Here is a 21,709-nt window from a genome sequence, read left to right as displayed (position 1 = left end):
AGCTTAAACCTATTGCAGCTAAACAATGACATTTCGCGAATCATTCCCTATCTCATATAAATCTCCCGTCATTTCTCAGGACTAACAGACTAGTTCCTGCCCCCGAACACATTACTGGTTTATCAATTGCGCAACTCAATCTTGGTGAGAAAATCGCCTCAAAGTTCTAAATCCCCAAAAGGAGTCTTTATGAAAAAGAAATGGATTATGTCATTCGTCGCAGTCATCTGCGCAGGTTCATCAGCTCATGCAGCGTGCGGAGATTTATCATCTCGTACATTCAATGGTGATGAAGCCGTCACGCTGACCTACATCTTTAAGAATTCAACCGTTGCTACAAAATCCACTTCCGGAAATACAACGACGTGGTCGCTTTCAAAACTACAATGCGGGCAAACGAATCGTGGCGTCACTGCTGACTTGATGCCTGCTTACAGTTGCTCGTCACCAAGTGGTGTGGGACCGATTACGGCAAAAGCATTATGGGATGCAATGTCTGAAATGGGTGTGATGCCAGACGGAGCCACAGGTCACGTCTATGAATATGCAAAATCAATTAAATGCAAAGTGAATAAAGATGGCTCTGGCGGTGAAGCTATCAATCCACGCTGCACATTTACGGCAGCATGGGGTGATGAATGTGGTGGCTAACTATTTTTGCTGAGCTTTTTCTAAACGTTCTAGGCGTTTTAAGATCTCTGCGTTAACAGCATCAGATTGCGCCGCCTTTTTCTTAAGCGCAGTGTTTTCTTCCTGTAGGGAGGAAACACTGCCTTTGTTTTTTACAACTCGCTATCCCTGTGGAAACAATCGCAACTCAGAAATACTTTTCACGTCATAAAGACACATAAAAAGTCTTTCTACTCCAAGAGCAATTCCACCTGATGGCGGCATACCTGCATCAAGACTTGCGAAGAATTCTTCGTCCAACGGCACAGCTTCTTTGTGCATTTCAGCTTTTTTCTGCAGATCTTCTTGCGAACGCAGACGTTGCACCGACGGATCGTTCAATTCGTGGAAGGCATTCGCAAGCTCCAGACCTTTCCAATAAAATTCGAAACGATCTCCCCACCCGTCTTCTGTCAAACGCGCAAGTGCTGCTTGATACGGCGGATACTTTTCAACAAAGATCAAATCTTCTGGTGGCAGTTGCGATTCAATTTTATCCATGAAGATCAAAAAGAAATAATCATCAATGCTTTCAGCACTGCGCACATCGACGTTCAACTTTTCTGCTAAAGCTTTCAGTTCAGCAGCAGATGTTTGTGGCGTCAGATTGAAGCCACAGTAAATCTTAAACAATTCCGCAACCGTGTAGCTAATCACTTGGCGCGGACCCGGTACTCGCAAAGATTTCGAAAGATATGTTACTAAATCAATCGCATCTTTTTTAATCGCAGCCAAGGTATCGTAAGCGCGATACCATTCCAGCATCAAAAATTCCGGCTGATGACGTTCCGTCACTTCACCATTTCTAAAACACGGAGTGATTTCATAAATTTTATCAGCACCCAAAGCCAAAGCTTTTTTCAAATGCAATTCAGGACTTGTCGGCAAATAAAGTTTTTCGCGACGAGAACCCACTTTCAATTCCGTTGCAAAAACATCTAGTGCTGGTTCAGTGCCGGGACACACAACAAGGCCTGGAGTGCGCAATGAAACGAAGTTATTGAATTTAAAAAAACCACGGACGTGATCAAGATAGTTATTCCATTTTATGAATAATTCTTTGTCGTAAAATCTGCGCGGTAACGATGTCGTTTGTGGGGCTAGTAGAATCAATTCTTTTTCAGAAAGGACGGCAACGATGTCGCCGAAATCAAGGAACTCTGAAAATTCAGGAGCGTTATCAAATTTAACTTTATGAGTCAGTGAATCGCGTTGCAAAGTCAGTTCAAGAGCACCGTCTTCGCGAACAAGGTTGTAAATGCGTCCGGCCACAATCGCGCCCGCAGGCATGGCAGGATATTTCTTCCAGATTTTTGCTAAATACTCAATACGATCCAAGGTTCCCCCGAAGGGGTCACCTTAGTTGCAAAGACCGCGTGCGCGCAAGGAATCAAGTTGAGAAAAGATCGACTCCATCGTGTTTGAGCCATACAGGACTTCTTCACCAGAAACGATACGGTGCTTCACCCATTGGCCGTTAAAGATGCCTTCGCTTGTCATAGAGCAAGCTGGATGTTGAGACGCTTCCGCCGCTGATCCAGTTTGTACGAAAAGGACGATTAAGAAAGTTGTTAGTGCTGCAAGTACGACTCTCATGTTTCACTCCCGTCCTGGTGATGGTTCGGTTTGGCACCAGGAACATCCTGCGCTTTTACTAAAGCAATCACCTTGCCAAGAATAAACGGACTCAATTTGTCCCTGTTACACTTGAGGTACTAACTCATGGAACTTTCCACAAAAATGGCTGTCGAAAGTTGTCTTTTCCTCTCTGATCCGATAGAGAAATAGCGAATTTCTTTGAAGAAAGGTCGAACTGTGAATTTGAATATCGGTTTGCACAAAACTCTCTCGCAACTTCAGGGGTCGGTTGACTGGGCCCAATTGCGTCACGTGACAGAAAAAACTACTTACCGCACGGTTCGTGATGAAAAACCAGATCGTAACAGCATCTCGTTCGATCACGGTTTGATGGCCGAGGTTTTGGTCAATGGTCATTTCGGTTATGCCGGCACAAGCGACCTTTCGGAAGAGGGCATTAAACGAGCTTTTGCCAAAGCAACCCTGATGGCGCGCCAAGCTTCGGCGTTCAAAGTTCATGACTTTTCTATTTTGCAGCGTCCCAAAGCTATGGGCCATTATCATTCACCCGTCACGCGTGCGATGGATTCCATTTCTGCGAAGGAAATCTCGGATATTTTCGTCGATGCTACTCGCGCGATGAAAGTTTCAGACAAAATCGTCAGCCGTTCAGCAACAGCGATGATCGTCGAATCAGAATTCTTCACGGTCAGCACTTCGGGATCTGACGTTCACCAAAAATTCTCTATCGTCAGCACAGATTTTTCAGCGACAGCTTCAGATGGTACTGAAACACAAACTCGTTCTGACCAAGGCGGTCTTGCGCGTTGTTTGCAAATCGGTGCTGAAGTTTTTGATCGTGCTTCTATTTTGGAACGTTCAAAAAGAATTGCTACTGAAGCGGTAGAATTAGTTCACGCAGAAAATTGTCCTGACACAGTGATGGACTTGTTAATCGCTCCGGATCAAATGACTTTGCAAGTGCATGAATCTATCGGCCATCCGCTTGAGTACGATCGCATCTTGGGTGACGAGCGCAACTATGCTGGCTGGAGCTTCGTGAAACCACAAGACTTCGGCCACTTGCAATACGGTTCAAAATTGATGAACGTGACTTTCGATCCAACGATCCCTGATGCTTTGGCTTCATATTCATTCGACGATTCTGGCAATCCAGCGACGAAAGAATTCTTGATCAAAGACGGTTTGCTAGTACGTGGCTTAGGCGGTCTTGAATCGCAAGCTCGTTTAACTTTACCAGGAGTTGCGAACACACGTTCGTCTTCTTGGAATCGTGCACCGATTGATCGTATGGCGAATATCAACTTGGAAGCTGGTAACAGCAAACTTGCTGACATGATCGCATCGACAGAGCGTGGTGTGTTCATGCATGCGAATAAATCTTGGTCGATCGATGACTACCGCAACAAATTCCAATTCGGTTGCGAGTACGGACAGCTTATCGAAAACGGCAAATTAACGAAGACGGTGAAAAATCCAAACTATCGCGGCACGACTGTGAAATTCTGGAACAGCTTAAAAGCTGTCAGCGAAAATCGCGAAACTTACGGTTCTCCGTATTGTGGTAAGGGCGAACCGAACCAAGTGATTCGTGTGGGCCATACGACTCCTTATTGCTTGTTCTCTAACGTTGAAGTTTTCGGCGCTTAATTGCAGGAAGGACGCAAAATGAATTTCACAGAATCGACAAAAAAATCCTTCAACGAAGTAGCGGATTATCTTCTTGGTCAATTGACTGCTGATGAAGCAGCTACTTTGAATTTGCATGCAGAAGAAACAACCTTCGTAAGATTTAATAACAACAAAGTTCGCCAAAACACTTTCGTTGAACAACGCACTTTGGGTTTAAGTCTACAAAGCAAAGGCAAATCCGCAAATTTAAGTTTTTCAATCACGGGTGTGACTGCTGAAGATAAAAAACGCGCCGATCATTGGTTGGCAGAAGCTCGCAAAGAGTGTGATTTACTTCCGGAAGATCCATACATTGTGCCAATCCAAAACAATGGCAGCAGTGATAAGACAGTGAAAGGTTATTTGTTGAATGACGAAGACCTTTTCGTTTCGATCACGCGTGCTGCACAAGGCAGTGACCTTGCTGGTCTTTACTGCGGTGGTGCTTTGATTTCTGCAAACAGAAACTCGAAAGGCCAAAGCCACTGGTTCGCGAATGAGTCATTCTTTATGGATTACTCTTTGTATATGGGCGAAAAAGCCGTGAAAGGTTCTTACGCCGGCAGAAGTTGGGATCAACAAGCTTTCGAAGCCAAACTTGCGCAGTCGAAAAACTTATTGGGCTTGATGGACCGCCCGAAAAAAGTTCTGGCTCCGGGTGCGTATCGTACTTACTTGGCTCCTGGTGCAGTTGCTGAACTTTCGACAATGTTCTATTGGGGCTCACTCAGCTTCAATGGCTACAAACAAGGCAATAGCTCTTTGACAAAATTGGCGAATAAAGAAAAACACCTATCGCCATTGTTGTCGCTTCGTGAAAACTACACGATGGGATTAACTCATCAATACAACTCTTTGGGTGAAGTTGCGCCAGAGACTTTGGAACTTATTACCAAAGGTGAGCTGAAGAACTATCTGATCTCGAGTCGTTCTGCAAAAGAGTACGATGTGAAAGGCAACAATGCGGCCGAGGGTGAGTACCCACGCGCATTGGAAATCTTGCCTGGCACTTTGAAAGAACAAGACATTTTGAAAGAACTAGGTACGGGACTCTATTTATCGAATCTGCATTACTTGAATTGGTCCGATAGAATGAATGCTCGAATCACGGGAATGACTCGTTATGCGTGTTTCTGGGTGGAAAACGGCGAAATCGTTGCACCCATCGCGGATTTGCGTTTTGACGAAAGCCTTTATGATTGCCTAGGAGCAAACTTGTTAGCCGTGACTGAGTTCCAAGAGGTGGACCCCGAAGTTTCCACTTACGAGAACCGCTCTTTCGGTGGCAAAAAGATTCCTGGCATGCTAATCAAAGACTTCAAATTTACTCTATAAGGGAAAACCATGGTTACTTATCTTGTGCACGTCACAGTTCAACACGAATTTTATGACAACTACGTTGAATGGCTTAAAACCGAGCACATCCCTGAATTCCTTCAGGTTCCTGGCTTTTTGAACGCAGAACTTTGCTTGCGCAAAGGCGGCTCTATGGTCGCTTCAAGCAAAGAAGTCCGCATCGTCTTTCACGTCAAAGATGAGGAGCTTTTGAAAGCTTACATGTCTGAGCACGCGATGAAACTTCGCGAGAAAGCTATGGATAAATTCCCAGGTCAGTTCTCTACCCACCGTGAGGTCTGGTTGGAGACAATTAATTTTACGTCAAAATAAGTCTTAGCCCCTTTAAATTCACCCTTGTTGGGTGTATGGTGGGCCTAGCAGACTAAAGGAGACTTTTATGGCATCTACAGCGTTCCAAAAAATCTTGAACAATCTTTCTTCAAACAAAAACGTTCAAAGCCTTCTTGAGAGCTTCCAAACGTTGAGCGACGAAATTAAAAAACGCGAAGCTGAACTTAAAGGCGCTTTCGATCAAAAGAAAGACGAGAAGTTGGAACAAGCTTGGCAGAAATACCAAGAGATCGTAAAAGTTCTTAGCGTCTCTGAAGAGAAACTTGAAAAAGAAGTAAACAGCACTTTGAGCAAAATCAAAAAGTCTGCTGACTCTTTAGAAAAGAACATCGTTGTTGCTAAGAAAAGAGCATTGGCGAAAAAAGCTGAACTAGAGAAAAAAATCTTCAGCAAGCAAGCGAAGAAAAAAACAACGAAGAAAGCCGCTAAAAAAGCGCCTGCAAAAACGACGAAAAAAGCAGTAACTAAAAAAGCTGCTACGACTCGCAAAAAGACTTCTAAAAAAGCGTAAGTCTTTTACAGCAAAAATTTGAGCAAACTGTCTAAGAAGCCTCTGCAACCCAGAGGCTTCTTTTTTTGTCTTGCTTACCAAAGAAGAATATCAGCGCATAGCACATCTATGCTTGAAGGCCTCCAGCCAAACCTTGCAAAGACTTACTAGTGGCGCATCTGCCGCGAATTCACTATTTATATAGATAACGATTTCTCCTCTGAAGATGTCGAATTATTCGACGAAAAAAACGACATTTAAAAGATCCAAAAAAGTGTAAAAGTCTTAGTTGGTGATACAACTCACCTTGATTCGTATCCGGTTTTTTTATTGTGACTTTCGAACTTGGTTGCAAACATTAAAGCATGCAAGCAAGGAGTGGCCGATGAACTACGGAAGAGTCTTACTGCCCCTGAGTTTTGTTCTGTTCGCTGGATGCCAAAAAACCGCTACGACGGAAAGCGCTGATGCTGTTCAAGCCGCTGCTGTAGAGTGTGTGAATGGCACTTCTTCAGATAGCGATCAAGCTTTGAAGATCATTGGTACTGAAGCCGCTGCCAGCGGTAGCGCAGTTAAATATTCATTGAGTGACTCTGGTACTTGCGTGAACGGTCAAAAGGTCGCATGGAAAGCGATCGGTGCTTCAAAAGCGACGACAACATCTTCTGGCTTAACTTCCGTGTTCAAATTGTCTGGTAGCTATGTGATTACGGCACAAGAAAAGTCGACGACTTCGGCAACGACTCAAGTTGTGTCTTATAAAACGGCTGTCGTTTCAGATCAGATGATGATCTCGGGACCCCAAGCCGGTTTTGCATTAAATGACATCGCCTTTAATCTTATTGTTCCAAGCAATATCACTCCGACATCAATTGTATGGAACTTCGGTGATGCGAACGGTAACGCTAGCACAAACATCGTTAATAACGTCCAAGCCGCAAGCCATACCTATTATTATGCGGGCGTTTATAACGTCAGCGTCGCGGTTACGGATGCAAACGGTGCGGTGACGAACCTAAGTCAACGCCTTACAATCATCACATTCCAAGACAACATGAGTTGCATCACCGACCTTGCGATTTCTGGTGCGACAGAGGCGAAAGTCAAAGTCGATACCTCAATGTCAGTTTATATCCCCGAGTGCTTAACCAATAAAATTGGCGCGGTTAAATGGAATTTCGGAGATAACTCGACAGCTTCAAATCAGTCTGTGACTCACGCTTATCAAGCGGTGGGTAAATATCCTGTGACTGCGACTTTATATTTGGTCGGCAGTAACGATCCTTGGATCACTTTGGATCATTCAATCAACGTCATTGAAAACCTTGATGTGCCGGTACAACCTGAAGTTCCGGTGGATCCACAAGCTTGTTCGGTTCAAGGACAAACTCGTGAAAGCCAAGGTGAAATCTATTCTGACTCACAGTCTTGCGGCGTGAACGGTACTAAAACTGTTTCTTACCGCGACCGTGTGGTCGAAGAATGTAAACTTGTTGTTGAAAGTTTGAAATGGGTTGAAGTTTCTCGTACGAAAGAAGTTACAAACGAAGGCCCTTGCGAAGGACAGTCATGTACATTGCCTGACGGTTCATTGCTTGCTAACGGTGCTTCTAAAGTCCTTTATACTTCAGCAAGCCCAGCAGGTTCGTGCTCGACAGTCAGTGAATCACGTACTTGTAATAACGGTGTTCTTTCAGGTTCAGCATCTGCAAACCAATTGATCTGTCATGATGGTTGCGGTGCCTTCGGTTCCCACGGCACAGTGAAAACTGGTGTTGAGACTGGCGAAGTGCAAGTAGCAAAAACTTGTGCTTACGGTGAAACAGGTATCTTTGATATCTATACACAAATTTCTGACCAAGTTTGTACTGATGGCCAAGTGATTTCTAGCAACGCTCGCCAAGGTACCATTAAAACTGCGGGTCAATGTCCAGTTTACTCTTGGGTTGGTACGGATACATTCACTGCATGTTCTGCGGACTGCGGTGGTAAGCAATCGCGTATCTTCGTATGTAAAGACGACAAAGGTAATCAAGCAGACAGTGCTCGTTGTACGGGTGCAGCTCCTGTTGAAGAACGCGTTTGTGACGGAAATCCAGATGCTGTTCGCAGACAAGAACAGTCGACTCGTGAAGAGGAAGCAAATAGCTCTAATACATGTCCTAAAAACCAAATTGGTGTGATCGTAAAAACACGCGATGTGGTGACTACAAATACTTACGCTTGTATCGATCACTCGGTTCAACTTGAAAGTTCAGTAGAAACTCCAACTGCGTGGGTTGAAGAGGCTTACTGCCGTGACTACGTGGCTATGCGCTGTTCACAAGACTCTTTAAGCAATACAGAAGCTAAAGGTCGTTACGACTGGATGGTGAAATGTCAGGACAAACTTCCAATCATCAAAGAGTTCTTAACGAACTTTGCCGATGTTGCAATCAGAGTGGGTGGTACGAATGTAACTGTGGGCGGTTCAAGTCGTGAATTGTATCCAACATTCATGAACTACGCTTACAAACCAGAAAAACCATGGATTGCTCCGAAAAATAAAAATGCGGATTGTGTGATGCCAGCGACGGTCTACGTAGCAACTGTGTGCGTATCGTCTTGCGCGACTCCTGATCAGCAGATCCTTGTGGAGGCAAAAGCTGCGAAATCCATGAAGTACACAACTTTCCTTGATGCTCTGACGAACAACGAGAAGAAAGTTATGACAATGCAAAACGGCGGTTCCATCAGCAGTACGGCATTGGCAAATACAAAAGTTGACGAATGGGTGACAGAGTTGATCGACACTGAACACGACATCTTGGTATTCAAAATGAAATCAGGTCGTCAATTGAAAGTCACTCCGAACCATCCAATCTTGACTGCTGACGGTTCAATGAAGGCTGCTGAAGACTTCAAAGCCGGAGAAGCACTTGTCGAGTTGGGCGGTAAATTAGACCCAATCGTATCCATCGAGAATACGAAGTACTTCGGTAAAGTTTATAACGTGTTTGTGAATTCAAACGACGTGTACCACAACATCGTGATTACAAACGGTTACTTAAACGGTACGGCTTACTTCCAAATGGATAGAAACGCCAAAGACTTAAACCGTGCCTTGTTCAAAGATAAATTGACTCGTGGAGTATTTAAATAATGAGCAAGAAAATAATTATTCCAAGTGTGCTAGTTGCGATAGGTGTCGGGGCCGCGATCTCCTTGGTCCCGGCACCACCTAAACACCCGGAAATAAAATTAAGCTCGGTCGCTATGCCAGCGATCAACGACACGAATGCAGAGACGCAAATGGAATCGCGAACTCCAAGTTCACAACCTGTAGCGACGGCGCCCGCTGTCGCTGCTCTGCCCTCACCTTCATTAGAGAAATCTAAAAAGTTTTGGGCTGATTATAAATTTCATGCAGAGCTTGATAAATTTGCGATGATTTCCAATAAGGCGTTGCTTCTTGAACATGACAAAGTGGCGAAGAAAAAACTGATTAACGATGTGGCGTTCATTCGCTCGCTAAAATCCGTTTTGCTAACTGCTGCTTTAGACAATACGATGTCGCACAATCAAAACATCGCAGTGGATTTTTTATTTGAAGCACTGAAAGGTAGTCAGCATGACGAAGTCGTGAAGGTCCTGCAAGCTGTTGCCGCAGATCCTGCCGTCGATAATGAACAAACCGATATGGCATCACGAAAAGCTTTGGCTGGCGTAAAAGCCGAGGTCCTTTTTACCTGGTCCGCTGTCGACCCAGATGCTGATGCGAATATTGCCGCGGCTTTACCTGGACCCGTCAGTCAAAAGATCTGGGCCAACGTAAAGAAGCAGCAAGAGAATAATCTGGCTGAGTCCGCTTCTTTGGCGACTGAGCAATAATTTTTTGCTACGATCGATCCCATGGTTTTCGTGGGATCGGCTCTTAAAACTCTGCTTTTGTCTTTGGCAAAATTATGCGGAGTCATCGTCATGGCTGTTGTAGTTTTTGCTCTCGTTTCGACGACGGCGTTGTCATATTTCACGGTGCAAACTCTGACAAATATTTCTGCCAATCCCAATGCCGATCACAACATCAAAGAAGTCAGTCGTCTGGGGCAAAAATATATTTTAGAGATCGAACAGTTCGAACAAATCTCTGCTGACATTCAAAAACGCAAATCTCCCCCTCTGTGCTCAACCCTGTGCAATGCCAGCGCGTTAGATCATGAACGGTTTTTGAATGAACGTGGTGAATACTTGCAAAGCTTCTACAAAACGCAAAAAGCGTCGGCCCTGCAAGATCCTTCGTTTCGCATGAAGATGGAAGAGTTGGGCTTTTTCAACAAAGCTTTCCCGAAATCTATGCGCATGATCATGACAGATATTTGGAATGCACCCACAGGAACGAGCAATTTCAAACTCGCGTTGCGCTTAGAAGGCGTCGTGCTTTCTGAAATGACCGGCATTAAAACTCACTGGGCGCAAATTCAGTCAGAATCTCGCAAACTCGACGTCCTCCGTGGGCTTATGAGTTCTTGCAATACCGTTCCCAAAAAACAGCTTTTAGAAGACTGCCGTCGCGAATTCCCGAACTAGAACAGCTCGTCTATGCTCCGCCTGCGCCGGAGTAGGGCGTCATTTTCCCCTCTCAAGGCCTTGCATTTGCTGAAATCGTGTTCACATTTACCTAGAGTCGATATCGCCTCGCATTACCCTCTGATAGGATAGCTTGCAAAGCTTTAATCCCCTTAGTGTGTGTGCTAGAACTGAAGGCATAAATTTCGGACTTCCGAGGTACAAATGAAATTAGCAGATCTTTCTTCAAAGAATGAGTTTACTCCACGTCACATCGGCCCTAACGACAACGACATCCAAGCGATGTTGAAGACTTTAGGCTTCGCTTCTCTTGATGAGATGGCGGATAAAATCATTCCTTCACAAATCCGTACGGATCATAACTTCGCCCAAGTTGGTGGCGGCGTTTCTGAATACGATCTTTTGAAACAATTGAAAGCAATGGTTTCAAAAAACAAAGTTTTCAAATCGTACATCGGCATGGGTTTCCATGACAGCATCACACCAACGATCATTCAAAGAAACATCTTTGAAAATCCAGTGTGGTACACAGCCTACACTCCTTACCAAGCAGAGATCGCTCAAGGTCGCTTGGAAGCGTTGTTGAATTTCCAAACAATGATCGCAGACCTTACTGGCATGGAGATTTCAAATTCTTCATTGCTTGATGAAGGGACCGCTGCTGCGGAAGCCATGTTCATGGCGCATGCACTTTGCAAAAACAAAGCAAACGCATTCGTTGTTTCACCAAAAATGCATCCTCACGTGATCGAAGTTCTTGGCACTCGTGCAGAGCCATTGGGTTTCGAAATGATCGTGCAAGATCCTGCAACGTATGACTTCAACAAACCTGTCTTCGGCGTGTTCTTCCAATACCCTGATACAGAAGGTACAGTTGAAGATTACTCTGTGACAGCGAAGAAATTCCACGATCACGGTGCACTAGTAACAGCTTCAGTTGATATCTTGGCGATGACACTTTTGACTCCTCCAGGTGAATGGGGTGCTGACATGGTTGTGGGTAACTCACAACGTTTCGGTGTACCACTCGGCTTCGGTGGTCCTCACGCGGCTTTCCTTGCAACGAAAGATGCTTATAAGCGCATGATGCCAGGTCGTATCGTGGGCGTGAGTGTGGATTCTCAAGGCAAACAAGCTTTGCGCTTGGCTTTGCAAACTCGCGAACAACATATCCGTCGTGAAAAAGCGACTTCAAATATTTGCACAGCCCAAGTGTTGCTTGCGAACATGGCTTCAATGTACGCCGTTTACCACGGCCCTGAAGGCTTGAAACGCATCGCTCAACGTGTGAACCGTTTGGCCGGTATCTTGGCTGATGGTTTGACGAAACTTGGCTACAACGTTTCTAAAGAAGCTTTCTTCGACACAGTGACTGTGACGACTGATAAAGCAGCTTCAATCATCGCTGATGCGGAAGCATTGGGTATGAACTTCCGTTTGGTTTCTGCAAACAAAGTTTCTATCGCTTTGAATGAAACTGTTTCTGCTGAAGACGTTGAAACAATCTGGATGGCGTTCCATGGTGGCAAGAAAACAGATCTTTCTGTTGCTGCTATCGATGACACTTTGAAATTGGATTTGCCAGCGAACGTGACTCGTAAGTCGGCGTTCATGACGAATTCAGTATTTAGCTCTCACCATTCAGAGACTGAACTTCTTCGTTACATCCACCACTTGCAAAACAAAGACATCACATTGACTCATTCAATGATTCCACTTGGATCTTGCACAATGAAGTTGAATGCAACGACGGAACTTGTTCCTGTGTCTTGGCCAGAAATCAGCAAACTTCATCCGTTTGCACCTGTTGCGCAAGCAGCTGGTTTGATTGACATGATCAAAGATCTTGAACAAAAACTTTGCGACATCACTGGTTTCGCGGCTGTCAGCTTGCAACCAAATGCGGGTTCTCAAGGTGAATATGCAGGTCTTCTTGTGATTCGTAAGTACCACCACTCTCGTGGTCAAGGTCACAGAAACATCTGCTTGATCCCTTCTTCAGCGCATGGAACAAATCCAGCGTCTGCGGCTTTGGCGGGTATGCAAGTTGTTGTTGTGAACTGCGACAACTTGGGTAACGTTGAAATCGCTGACTTGAAAGCGAAAGCGGAACAATACAAAGATAATCTTTCATGCTTGATGATCACTTACCCTTCTACACACGGCGTGTACGAAGAAGGTATCAAAGAGATCTGTGAAATCGTTCACGCTAACGGTGGTCAAGTGTACATGGACGGCGCGAACATGAATGCCCTGGTTGGTATGTGCCGCCCAGGAACATTCGGTGCCGACGTGTCTCACATGAACTTGCATAAAACATTCGCGATCCCTCACGGTGGCGGCGGTCCTGGTGTTGGCCCAATCGGTGTTGGTGCGCACTTGAAAGAGTTCTTACCTAAGCACTCGTTGGTGAAAGAAGCAGGTCCTGCAAATGGTATCTCTTCTGTAACGTCTGCTCCTTGGGGTTCTGCAAGTATTCTTCCGATCTCTTGGGCTTACATCACAATGATGGGTGCATCGGGTCTTCGCAAAGCGACTCTGGTTAGTTTGTTAAGTGCAAACTACATCGCGAAGAAATTGGAAAAAGCATATCCAGTTCTTTACAAAGGTAAGAGCGGTTATGTTGCGCACGAATGTATCATCGACGTTCGCGATATTAAGAAAACATCTGGCATCGACGTCACAGACGTTGCAAAACGCCTGATCGACTACGGCTTCCATGCTCCAACAATGAGCTTCCCGGTTGCTGGTACTTTGATGATCGAGCCGACTGAATCTGAACCAAAACAAGAGTTGGATCGTTTCATCGATTCAATGCTTTCTATCCGTAAAGAGATCGAAGCTGTTGAAAACGGTAAAATGGATAAAGAGAACAACGCTCTTAGAAATTCTCCGCACACAGCTCAGATGTTGATGAAACCTGAATGGAATCATCCTTACTCTCGCGAAGAAGCGGTTTACCCAGTTGAGTGGTTGCGTGCTAACAAGTTCTGGCCAGTTGTAGGCCGCGTAGACAACGCCTACGGTGACAGAAACTTGGTATGCTCTTGCCCTTCAATTGAAGAGTACAGATAGTCTTCTACCGATATTAATAAATAAAAAAGCGGAGCATCGGCTCCGCTTTTTGCATTTTTAGGGCTGCATTTTTTAAAAGCTAAACTTATAGTGATCTTCATGAAGAAAGTTTTATTAATCCGCCTAGATAAAATCGGTGATTTGATTTCTACAATGCCTGTGGATCAAGCCGATCTACTGAAGGGCGATGAGGTTCGCTGGGTGATCGCTAAAGGTATGGGCTTTGTGCCTGACAATGCCGATCCTAAACGCACTTACTTAGAACTTTCTAAAGACGACTGGAAAACATCCATTCGCGCACTCGTAAACTACATCCGTGAATTTAAACCTGATGTCGCTGTCAGCTTTCAAGCGCCATGGTGGGTTAGTTATGCATTATGGATGGAAGGCGTGCCGGTTCGCGCGGGAGTTCGCTCGCAATGGCATAGCTTTCTGTTCTTAAACAAAGGCCTTCGCCAAAAACGTTCGCGTGCAACTCAGCATGAAGCGGATTATAACTTCGATCTTTTGCGTTTTGCTTTGGGTGATTCGTCCGCCCGTCCTGCGACTCCGATTTTAAAATTGGTGGCACCGGTCAATCCACAATTGCTTGCGCAATACGGTTTGCAAACTGGTCACTATGTCGTTGTTCACCCTGGTATGGCGGGTTCTGCTTTGAACTGGCCGACTCGCAATTATATCGAGCTTATCGAAAAGTTAACGCCACAAACGCAAGTTGTGCTGACAGGTACACCAACCGATGAGCCGTTCTTAAAAGATATCAAAGCTCACTTTGCTGCAAATCCCAAAGTCTTGTCGTTGCAAAACAAATTGAAAGCTTCAGAGCTATTTACAGTTCTTAAAAACTCCAAAGCCGTGGTCGTTCCAAGTACGGGGGTCGCCCATATGGCGGCGTCTTTGGGTGCGACGGTTCTGGGACTTTATTCGCCGATTCGCGTGCAGCATCCTCGTAGATGGGCCGCGCGTGGGGAAAAAGTTCATACTTTCGTCTCTAAAAACGAAAATCCTCCATATGATAAGGCGATGGAGGAAATTACTGTCGATGAGCTTCTTAAAACGATCGCGATGTTGTAGACTCCATTTTACATGAACAGAAGCTTTTCGATTCCACAACCTTTAGAAGAATCTATTGCTGCGGCACTTGCGCAGTACAAACTGACTTTGAATGATTCCAAGGTTTTGGCGAAACACGTTTTGGCTTTATCTGATTTCTTTATTTCTAAACCCGATGGCCAAACACCGTGGAATGAAACTTTCGCACAGGTCGCTTATTTGGTTTATTATCTTCCGTTGAACTCAGCACGCTTGCGTGCCGTGATCACAGAGGGTGCTAAACGTGGCTTCTTTGACGGTCTTGAAGAAGTCATCGACTTCGGCGCGGGTCTTGCGACAGCTTCTTTAACTTTGGCCGAAAATCAGAATTTCAATTACTCATTGATTGAACGATCCTCAGAACCACAAAAGCTGATTGAAAATTTCTTCCCGAACTTCAAAGCCAAACAATGGAGTCGCGCTTACGGCAAAGAACACTCTGCCAATCCTAAAAAGACTTTGGCGTTATTTTCTTATTCATTGACGGAACTTACTGATTTGCCTGAATGGGCTTATCAATGTGAAGCTATCATGATCGCAGAACCGTCGACACAACAAGATGGCCGTAAGCTTTTGCAGCTTCGCCAGAAGTTGATCGATAAAGGTTATTACGCGTGGGCGCCGTGCACTCATCAATCAGCTTGTCCATTATTGACTCAATCAAAGCACGACTGGTGTCATGACCGCATTCACTTTGAAGCTCCCGTTTGGTTCCAGAAAATGGAAGAGCAGTTGCCGATGAAGAATCGCACATTAACCACAAGCTATCTTTTAATGCGTAAAACGAAGCCTGCGGAAATTAAAGCCGCGCGTATTGTTGGCGATCCATTGAAAGAAAAAGGCAAAGACCGTCAGATGGTGTGCGAAGGCCCAGAGCGCGAATTCCTGGCGTGGATGCACAAGACTGGCCTGCAACAAGAAATCCCGCGTGGTGTTCTTGTGAAACTTCCAGCGGATCTTAAAAAAGTGGCGAATGAACTGCGCGTTCAATCGCCCGTCGAAATCTACGAATAACTATTGGCACTTTAAATTGCGAGCGTAGCCGCTTGCATACGACCATACCATGTCGTACTCACCGTCCATCACACGCATTTGGAACAATCCAGAAACCAAAGCTTTTGTAATTGCATCACGTTTCGCTTCAAGTTGTTCTAATTGCGTATTTTTGATGATGAAGTTCACAGCTTCCTGCTCAAGGACTTCCGTATCTTTGATTTCTGAATTCTTAGAAAACTTGCTTTCTACCAACTGCATTGAAAGATCACTGCCAGCTTGCACAACCGTGATTTTCATATGACCGTCATCCGTTTCACATTTCGAAAGAGCATGTGCGGAAGAAACAAAAGAAAGCGTTAACAACGCCAAAAGAATTTTCATAGAAGACCTCCAAAAAACTCAATCTACGCAGCTCCGTCAGCAAAGCACAGTGACAACTTGGAAATCTCTATTGCTCAGAAAAAAGGCCGGGTTTTATCCCAGCCTTTTTAATTTTCACTCTAAAAATGAATTACTTTTTCAAAGGAAGAACTTGGTTCACCAAGCTTGCATCCCATGACGGAGTCAAAGAGTAATTCTTGATACGTGTACCCGACACATTATAAGTCGAAGAAACACCTTTACCCGCAGTACCAGCAACAGCCGCTGAAAGAACCGCTTGGAACGTGAACGGACTTGCCGTCAATGAACGACCCATATCTGCGTAAGCTGTTGTAAATGCCGCACGATCATTACGATCCAAGGCCGCTTTCATGTCGCGAAGATTTACGATCACTTCACCTGTCGCATCCAACGTTGCATCTTGAGCTTGGCGAACGCACGCACCAATATGATAGTTGTAGACAGTGCCGCACATTTTGATTGGATCCGCTTGTGCCGTGTCAGCTTGGCGGTTGAACTTGTTCGCGCGAACATAGTTCGTCAAGAATGCTTGCGCATCTCTTTCCAATTTTGCTGAAGCAGCACGGTCTTGCGCCAAAGCCATCAAGAAATCAGTTGCTGATTTATCGAAGTTCAATTGGAACGCCACTGTGCCGTAGCCCAAGTTTTTCTCAGTCTTAGGAATTTCAACATACAATTCATTGTACATACCCGTGATACCAACAAGTTGGTTCACAACAGCTTGCAACTCATTGCTTGATGTATGCGTATCAGTGTACGAGAAAACAAACTGACCCATGTAACCAGAGTCTTGCAGAGCCAATGTGCCTGCGTCTTTCACGTTGTAACGAGAAGCCGAGAACGCCACTGTCGAGTTCTCAATCCAGTTAAACATACGGCTGTCGCGAGCTTTCAAGTATACTGAATAGTTCGCATCACCCAATGTGCTGTCCGGGAAGTATTGAGTTAACTGAGTCGAGTTAATACGACCTTTACCCCAGCTTGCCGTCACGTATGGCACACCCATGCTGATCGTACGAAGCGCACCGCGAGCGATGTTTTCTTGCTTCGTTACTTTCATCACAGAAGCTTGACCTTGAGAGTTCACGATTTTTTGCGCATCCAAAGCAATACCGTTGAACACGAAGTTTTCAAGCGCTTTCGCACCAGCAGCGTCAGCTACATTAAACAAGTAAGAGAATTGCGAATCCGCATTTTTGAATTGGTTTACAGTGTAAGCCACAGTCAAAGATGAACCAATTGCAGCACCGAAGTTATTCATTTTAACTGCTGTGCGATTCACATAGTAAATGCTTGGCGCAACTTTTTGGATTTCTGTTTTCCATTGACCAACGGCTACATAGTTCACACCAACATTCAATGCCACATAAGCAGCACCTGCTGTGAACATCACGCCACCCATTTGACCAAACGCCAAAGAGTCGCCCACTTTCAATTTTTGCAAGTCAGCTAATGTTGAAGGAACCGAAGGGATTTTTACGTTTTCTGCTTCAATACCAGTCGCAACGATCGTGCGATAAGTTTTTTCAGTACCAGCGATTGGCGCCATACCCAAAGTCAAAGCTGTACCTGGTTTCCATGCCGAGTATTGCGCAACAACTGCACCACCCACAGCACCAGTGATTTGAATTTTCTTTTCAACCAAGAAGCCTTTATTAGGACCCGCAACACCCACTTTTTTATCAACCGGATTCAAGCTCGCAGATGCAACTGGCATAGCGAATTGTGAATCCAAGCTTGTGATCTTAGTTGGTGATTGAATATCCAAAGAAAGAATTGGCGAGAAGCTGAACTTCCACACGTTTTTTTTATTCTCAACAACTTGCGAAGTCGTTTCTTGTTTTTCTTCATCATGAGTTTCAGAACGCTCTTCTTGACGAGTGCCTGTGCGCTCTTCATTGTGCGTTTCCGTACGAGTTTCTTCACGCGTACCTTCACGAGTTTCATCGTGAGTTTCAGAGTGCTGCTCAGTAATAGTCTGCTCTTCCGTAGTTACTCTTTCGCCAGTTTCAGTCGTTGTCGTTCGCACAGCACTTCCATGCTCGGTCATATTCGCGACAGTGATACGGTCGTTATCGTCAACAACACCATTTTCATTTGTATCGACCCACTTGTAGCTACGAGTGATATAACGATCTTCCACAGAAGAATAAGTCGTTGTCGTGATAGTGCGAGAACGATACGTAACGCCATTAGAATCCGTATAAGTTGAAGGATTCGAAATCGTTGTACTCGTTGTTGTTCCGCTTAGAACCGAAGTGTTTGCTAAATCAACGTGCTGACCCCAAAAATATTCGCCAGTCCCAGATTGTTGTAAAGCGGCGTAAACTTCCTCTTTTGTTGTTGGTTTGCTTTGATTCAACCAATAGCTTTGCGTGGTTGTCTCCCCGGTATATGGATGAATAAGCTGTTCCGTAAAAATATTCGAGTCCGCTGGAGCGCCTAAAACAGAATTAGCGAAGTCAGCTGCAGAAGTACTTCCGAAGCCTTGCAACATCATACTATTCCAATAAGACTTGCTCGAACTTGTCGTAATAGAATACGGAGTCACAACTTCAGTTTGAATGACTGTGCTTGTTGTCCAAGTCGTAGTTACCGGAACTGTATAAGTATATGGAACCATCACAGTCGAAGTTGTAGTCACTGGAACTGTGTATGTGTACGGCACATCAACAATCGTTGTTGTCGTCACAGGAACTTTCACAGTGTTGGTATTGAAAATAACTGATTGAGTAATTTTCGGAGACACGCCATCTGGATTTACATAGATGAAACCCAGGCCATTATAGATTGGCGAGTTCTGCATGAACGCTGTCATGTCCGTGCTGAAATTTGTTTTGTATGTCGGTTTATAAAGTTTCGCAGCCTCTTCCAAAGTCATCGGTGGCTGTGGAGTTTTTTCTTGTGCGTGCGCAACAGTCGCTGCCACCAAAAGTGACAGAATTACCTTAAAGTTCATTACTCAACCTCATTTTGATTAGAGGCCGGTTATAGAGGAGAGCCCTCTTAGAGAGTAGATAAGATTTTTTGATCGAAGTATTTGGGAAAAAAATTCTCGGATAGCGCTCAAAAACCCCTTAAGAATCCATGGATTTTCATGGAAATATACTCTGGGAAAAAACACAAAAGGCCATCCCGGAGGACAGCCTTTTGAGAGTCGAGTTATTTGTCTATACTCCGACTTCGTCGGAGTAGTTTGTTAGTTTGGACTTCTAGTCTTTGTAGCTAAAGCCCGCAACCGGGAACATCGATACAGAGATTTGATAAGTCTTGCCTTGAGAGGCGCCGCCAGCATCTAGGAATTGTGCTAGTTCTTTGCGGAAGCCTTTGATTTTCTCTTTAGCTTCAGCCAAGCGAGCTTCATCCACAGTGATAGTGATCGTAGATTGCTCACGCTCTTCGCTAGGCATCTTTTCAAGAAGACGCTCAAGCTTGCGCTTCATCTTCTTTTCACGGCTCACTTCTGCGAACTTGTGAAGTTCATCGTTTTGCAAGTTCAGGCGCTCACCGAACATGCGGATAGTTCTTAAAGTCACCGTTCTTTTGCCATTCAAGATCTTGGACAAAAATGACGAGTCCACTTCAAGGTGTCGAGCGAACGCACGTAGTGAATAACGTGGGTAGTTCTGGCTGCGACGAGCGAGTTCATCTTCAAGAAACTGTCTAAAGTCTGAATTAATTTTTACATCCTGCATGGCAGAACAAATACTGGGTAGCCCCCCAAATAATCAACGTCTTGTTCATAGCCTTACAGACATTTAATACAGCTATTCGGGGTGCGTCAAAAAGGACGCAAACATTACAGAACTTTATCAAATATCAATAACTTACGGTGACGACTTCCTTCTTGGATATGTGTTACGTCCGCAATTTTAAACCGCGTTTGAAACTCATTCCAGGCACTCAATTCTTGCTCCAAAAACTCTTCCTGTTTTTGTGGTGCAAGAATAAATCGCGAAGCATTCATCGTGTTTTGCGCGAATAATCCTCGGAGAATTTGAAGGATCGTGTGGGCACCAACGCCCGCAATAATGGCCGTACCGTTCAGAGGAGAATTGATGTTTTCTCCACTCTGCGCCCAGAAAAAAACCTTCTGTGTGTACTCGGCCTTTTGATGCTTGGTTAAAAAGCTTTGTTCAAGGCGCGCGATAATGTGCGGCACTTGATCGACGAAATGAACTTCTGGGAATTGGCAGCTGTGATAGGCTTTCAAGCCCATATAGCCATGATCGCAGCAGAAATCCCACACGGGCTCTCCTGGAATCAGGTAGTCAAAAATCAGATTCATTCTCTCGGACAATTTCGGCATGCGGCAACACTGTACAGTTGACGGAATATCTATGGCAAAGCGAATATGCAGCCATGAAAAAGACACCTCTCGCAGATACACACGAAAAAATGGGCGCACGCATGGTTGATTTCGCTGGTTGGTTTATGCCGATCCAGTACACGGGCTTGCGCGAAGAACACGATAACGTTCGTCAAAATGTCGGCTTGTTCGACGTTTCACACATGGGTGAAGTCCGTGTGAAAGGCCCGAAAGCTCTTGAAACTCTAGAGTGGCTCACAACAAATGACGTGGCGAAATTGAATGATGGCGAGGCTCAATACTCTTTGCTGCCGAATGATCAAGGTGGTTTGGTTGACGACATCATCGTGTATTGCTTGTCTAAAAATTCTGATTACTTGGTGTGCGTGAATGCCTCTAACAAAGACAAAGACTTTGCGTGGATGACGAAACACAACAAGGGCGCGGATCTTACTGACGAGAGCGATAAATGGGGTCAGATCGCGATTCAAGGCCCGAAAGCTTTGGAACTTTGCGATCGTGTTTTTGGATTTAAAGTGAGCGAGATGAAGCCGTTCACTGTGAAATCTGGTGAATTCCAAAATCATAAAATCATGGTCGCAACGACTGGCTATACTGGCGAAAAAGGCTGCGAAGTTTTCGTTGAAGCCGCGGGTACCGTCGCTCTTTGGAATACATTGATGGAAAAAGGTGCGGATCTTGGCGTGAAACCAATTGGTTTGGGCGCGCGTGATACTTTGCGCACAGAGATGAAATACTCTCTGTACGGTCACGAGATCGATGACACGACGAATCCATATGAAGCTGGCTTGGGTTGGGTTGTAAAACCTGCGAAGAAAGACTTCATGAATAAAGCCCAAATTGTAGGCAAAAAAGAAGCGGGTCTTCAGCGCAGTTTGATTGGCTTCAAGATGCTTGAGAAGGGCATCCCTCGCCAAGGTTACTCCCTGTTTTCTTTTGACAATAAAGAAATCGGCAAGGTAACTAGTGGTACGCATTCTCCGACTCTAGATGAACCTATCGGCATCGCATTTATCGACGTGGCTTTTGCTAAAGAAGGCACGGAATTCCTTCTGGATATTCGCGGTCGTAAGGTCAAAGCAGTTGTCGTGAAAACGCCTTTTGTAACGAAATAAAGATTAAAGAATTCA

At 44.9% G+C, this 21,709-nt stretch carries 18 protein-coding genes; 12 read left to right on the top strand and 6 right to left on the bottom strand.

Going from position 1 to position 21,709, the window contains the following annotated elements:
• The first annotated feature begins 189 nt into the window (after positions 1 to 189).
• A complete protein-coding gene (locus DOE51_RS03505; protein WP_142695203.1) occupies positions 190 to 651 on the top strand; it encodes a hypothetical protein in 462 nt (153 codons plus the stop codon).
• Between the two features lie 141 nt (positions 652 to 792).
• On the opposite strand, the gene DOE51_RS03500 is transcribed toward DOE51_RS03505, so the two are convergent.
• Together DOE51_RS03500 and DOE51_RS03495 are read right to left on the bottom strand one after the other, a co-directional pair.
• On the bottom strand, positions 793 to 2,007 hold the full coding sequence (locus DOE51_RS03500; protein ID WP_246845320.1) for an EF-P lysine aminoacylase GenX: 1,215 nt from the start codon (positions 2,005 to 2,007) through the stop codon (positions 793 to 795).
• A 21-nt stretch (positions 2,008 to 2,028) separates the two neighbouring features.
• Positions 2,029 to 2,265: a hypothetical protein gene (locus DOE51_RS03495; RefSeq protein ID WP_142695202.1), complete on the bottom strand. Its 237-nt coding sequence runs from the start codon at positions 2,263 to 2,265 to the stop codon at positions 2,029 to 2,031.
• A 231-nt stretch (positions 2,266 to 2,496) separates the two neighbouring features.
• On the opposite strand from DOE51_RS03495, the gene DOE51_RS03490 reads away from it, so the two are divergent.
• The 10 genes from DOE51_RS03490 (at position 2,497) to DOE51_RS03445 (ending at position 15,865) form a co-directional block, all read left to right on the top strand.
• Positions 2,497 to 3,918 carry a TldD/PmbA family protein gene (locus DOE51_RS03490; protein WP_142698158.1) on the top strand — a complete coding sequence of 474 codons (1,422 nt, stop codon included), beginning with the start codon at positions 2,497 to 2,499 and terminating at the stop codon, positions 3,916 to 3,918.
• Between the two features lie 18 nt (positions 3,919 to 3,936).
• Positions 3,937 to 5,274, top strand: a complete 1,338-nt coding sequence (locus DOE51_RS03485) for a TldD/PmbA family protein (protein WP_142695201.1) — start codon at positions 3,937 to 3,939, stop codon at positions 5,272 to 5,274.
• A gap of 9 nt (positions 5,275 to 5,283) precedes the next feature.
• Positions 5,284 to 5,607 carry a DUF4286 family protein gene (locus DOE51_RS03480; protein ID WP_142695200.1) on the top strand — a complete coding sequence of 108 codons (324 nt, stop codon included), beginning with the start codon at positions 5,284 to 5,286 and terminating at the stop codon, positions 5,605 to 5,607.
• Positions 5,608 to 5,674: 67 nt separating this feature from the next.
• Entirely contained in the window at positions 5,675 to 6,139 is a 465-nt protein-coding gene (locus tag DOE51_RS03475) for an actin-binding protein (protein ID WP_142695199.1), read from the top strand.
• A 364-nt stretch (positions 6,140 to 6,503) separates the two neighbouring features.
• Positions 6,504 to 9,260 (top strand): PKD domain-containing protein, encoded by a 2,757-nt coding sequence (locus DOE51_RS03470; RefSeq protein WP_142695198.1) that lies wholly within the window; start codon positions 6,504 to 6,506, stop codon positions 9,258 to 9,260.
• Entirely contained in the window at positions 9,260 to 9,988 is a 729-nt protein-coding gene (locus tag DOE51_RS03465; protein ID WP_142695197.1) for a hypothetical protein, read from the top strand. Before DOE51_RS03470 ends, DOE51_RS03465 begins: the two co-directional genes overlap by 1 nt.
• A 90-nt stretch (positions 9,989 to 10,078) precedes the next feature.
• Positions 10,079 to 10,684 carry a hypothetical protein gene (locus DOE51_RS03460; protein ID WP_142695196.1) on the top strand — a complete coding sequence of 202 codons (606 nt, stop codon included), beginning with the start codon at positions 10,079 to 10,081 and terminating at the stop codon, positions 10,682 to 10,684.
• 204 nt (positions 10,685 to 10,888) lie between these two features.
• Positions 10,889 to 13,759, top strand: coding sequence for an aminomethyl-transferring glycine dehydrogenase (gene gcvP / locus DOE51_RS03455; RefSeq protein ID WP_142695195.1), 2,871 nt, complete (start codon positions 10,889 to 10,891; stop codon positions 13,757 to 13,759).
• Between the two features lie 99 nt (positions 13,760 to 13,858).
• On the top strand, positions 13,859 to 14,833 hold the full coding sequence (locus DOE51_RS03450) for a glycosyltransferase family 9 protein (protein WP_142695194.1): 975 nt from the start codon (positions 13,859 to 13,861) through the stop codon (positions 14,831 to 14,833).
• 12 nt (positions 14,834 to 14,845) lie between these two features.
• A complete protein-coding gene (locus DOE51_RS03445; RefSeq protein WP_142695193.1) occupies positions 14,846 to 15,865 on the top strand; it encodes a small ribosomal subunit Rsm22 family protein in 1,020 nt (339 codons plus the stop codon).
• Here DOE51_RS03445 and DOE51_RS03440 read toward each other — a convergent pair whose 3' ends face one another.
• From DOE51_RS03440 to DOE51_RS03425, 4 genes are all read right to left on the bottom strand, one after another.
• Complete coding sequence (locus tag DOE51_RS03440; protein WP_142695192.1) at positions 15,866 to 16,228, bottom strand: hypothetical protein; 363 nt, start codon at positions 16,226 to 16,228, stop codon at positions 15,866 to 15,868.
• A 130-nt stretch (positions 16,229 to 16,358) separates the two neighbouring features.
• Entirely contained in the window at positions 16,359 to 19,208 is a 2,850-nt protein-coding gene (locus DOE51_RS03435) for a hypothetical protein (RefSeq protein ID WP_142695191.1), read from the bottom strand.
• Positions 19,209 to 19,461: 253 nt separating this feature from the next.
• Positions 19,462 to 19,944, bottom strand: a complete 483-nt coding sequence (locus DOE51_RS03430) for a DUF4423 domain-containing protein (RefSeq protein WP_142695190.1) — start codon at positions 19,942 to 19,944, stop codon at positions 19,462 to 19,464.
• Between the two features lie 104 nt (positions 19,945 to 20,048).
• Positions 20,049 to 20,537, bottom strand: a complete 489-nt coding sequence (locus DOE51_RS03425) for an SAM-dependent methyltransferase (RefSeq protein ID WP_142695189.1) — start codon at positions 20,535 to 20,537, stop codon at positions 20,049 to 20,051.
• A 74-nt stretch (positions 20,538 to 20,611) separates the two neighbouring features.
• On the opposite strand from DOE51_RS03425, the gene gcvT reads away from it, so the two are divergent.
• Positions 20,612 to 21,694, top strand: a complete 1,083-nt coding sequence (gene gcvT / locus DOE51_RS03420) for a glycine cleavage system aminomethyltransferase GcvT (protein WP_142695188.1) — start codon at positions 20,612 to 20,614, stop codon at positions 21,692 to 21,694.
• The last annotated feature ends 15 nt before the right edge of the window (positions 21,695 to 21,709 follow it).

It is taken from the genome of Bdellovibrio sp. NC01 (assembly GCF_006874625.1).
Classification (GTDB): Bacteria; Bdellovibrionota; Bdellovibrionia; order Bdellovibrionales; family Bdellovibrionaceae; genus Bdellovibrio.
This window is presented reverse-complemented; position numbering and strand designations above follow the sequence as displayed.

Excerpts from the sequence above, each read along its gene's own strand:
- DOE51_RS03505 (WP_142695203.1), top strand. The coding sequence starts at position 190 with ATGAAAAAGAAATGGATTATGTCATTCGTCGCAGTCATCTGCGCAGGT.
- DOE51_RS03495 (WP_142695202.1), bottom strand. The coding sequence starts at position 2,265 with ATGAGAGTCGTACTTGCAGCACTAACAACTTTCTTAATCGTCCTTTTC.
- DOE51_RS03485 (WP_142695201.1), top strand. The coding sequence starts at position 3,937 with ATGAATTTCACAGAATCGACAAAAAAATCCTTCAACGAAGTAGCGGAT.
- DOE51_RS03480 (WP_142695200.1), top strand. The coding sequence starts at position 5,284 with ATGGTTACTTATCTTGTGCACGTCACAGTTCAACACGAATTTTATGAC.
- DOE51_RS03475 (WP_142695199.1), top strand. The coding sequence starts at position 5,675 with ATGGCATCTACAGCGTTCCAAAAAATCTTGAACAATCTTTCTTCAAAC.
- DOE51_RS03470 (WP_142695198.1), top strand. The coding sequence starts at position 6,504 with ATGAACTACGGAAGAGTCTTACTGCCCCTGAGTTTTGTTCTGTTCGCT.
- DOE51_RS03465 (WP_142695197.1), top strand. The coding sequence starts at position 9,260 with ATGAGCAAGAAAATAATTATTCCAAGTGTGCTAGTTGCGATAGGTGTC.
- DOE51_RS03460 (WP_142695196.1), top strand. The coding sequence starts at position 10,079 with ATGGCTGTTGTAGTTTTTGCTCTCGTTTCGACGACGGCGTTGTCATAT.
- gcvP (WP_142695195.1), top strand. The coding sequence starts at position 10,889 with ATGAAATTAGCAGATCTTTCTTCAAAGAATGAGTTTACTCCACGTCAC.
- DOE51_RS03450 (WP_142695194.1), top strand. The coding sequence starts at position 13,859 with ATGAAGAAAGTTTTATTAATCCGCCTAGATAAAATCGGTGATTTGATT.
- DOE51_RS03445 (WP_142695193.1), top strand. The coding sequence starts at position 14,846 with ATGAACAGAAGCTTTTCGATTCCACAACCTTTAGAAGAATCTATTGCT.
- DOE51_RS03440 (WP_142695192.1), bottom strand. The coding sequence starts at position 16,228 with ATGAAAATTCTTTTGGCGTTGTTAACGCTTTCTTTTGTTTCTTCCGCA.
- DOE51_RS03435 (WP_142695191.1), bottom strand. The coding sequence starts at position 19,208 with ATGAACTTTAAGGTAATTCTGTCACTTTTGGTGGCAGCGACTGTTGCG.
- DOE51_RS03430 (WP_142695190.1), bottom strand. The coding sequence starts at position 19,944 with ATGCAGGATGTAAAAATTAATTCAGACTTTAGACAGTTTCTTGAAGAT.
- DOE51_RS03425 (WP_142695189.1), bottom strand. The coding sequence starts at position 20,537 with ATGAATCTGATTTTTGACTACCTGATTCCAGGAGAGCCCGTGTGGGAT.
- gcvT (WP_142695188.1), top strand. The coding sequence starts at position 20,612 with ATGAAAAAGACACCTCTCGCAGATACACACGAAAAAATGGGCGCACGC.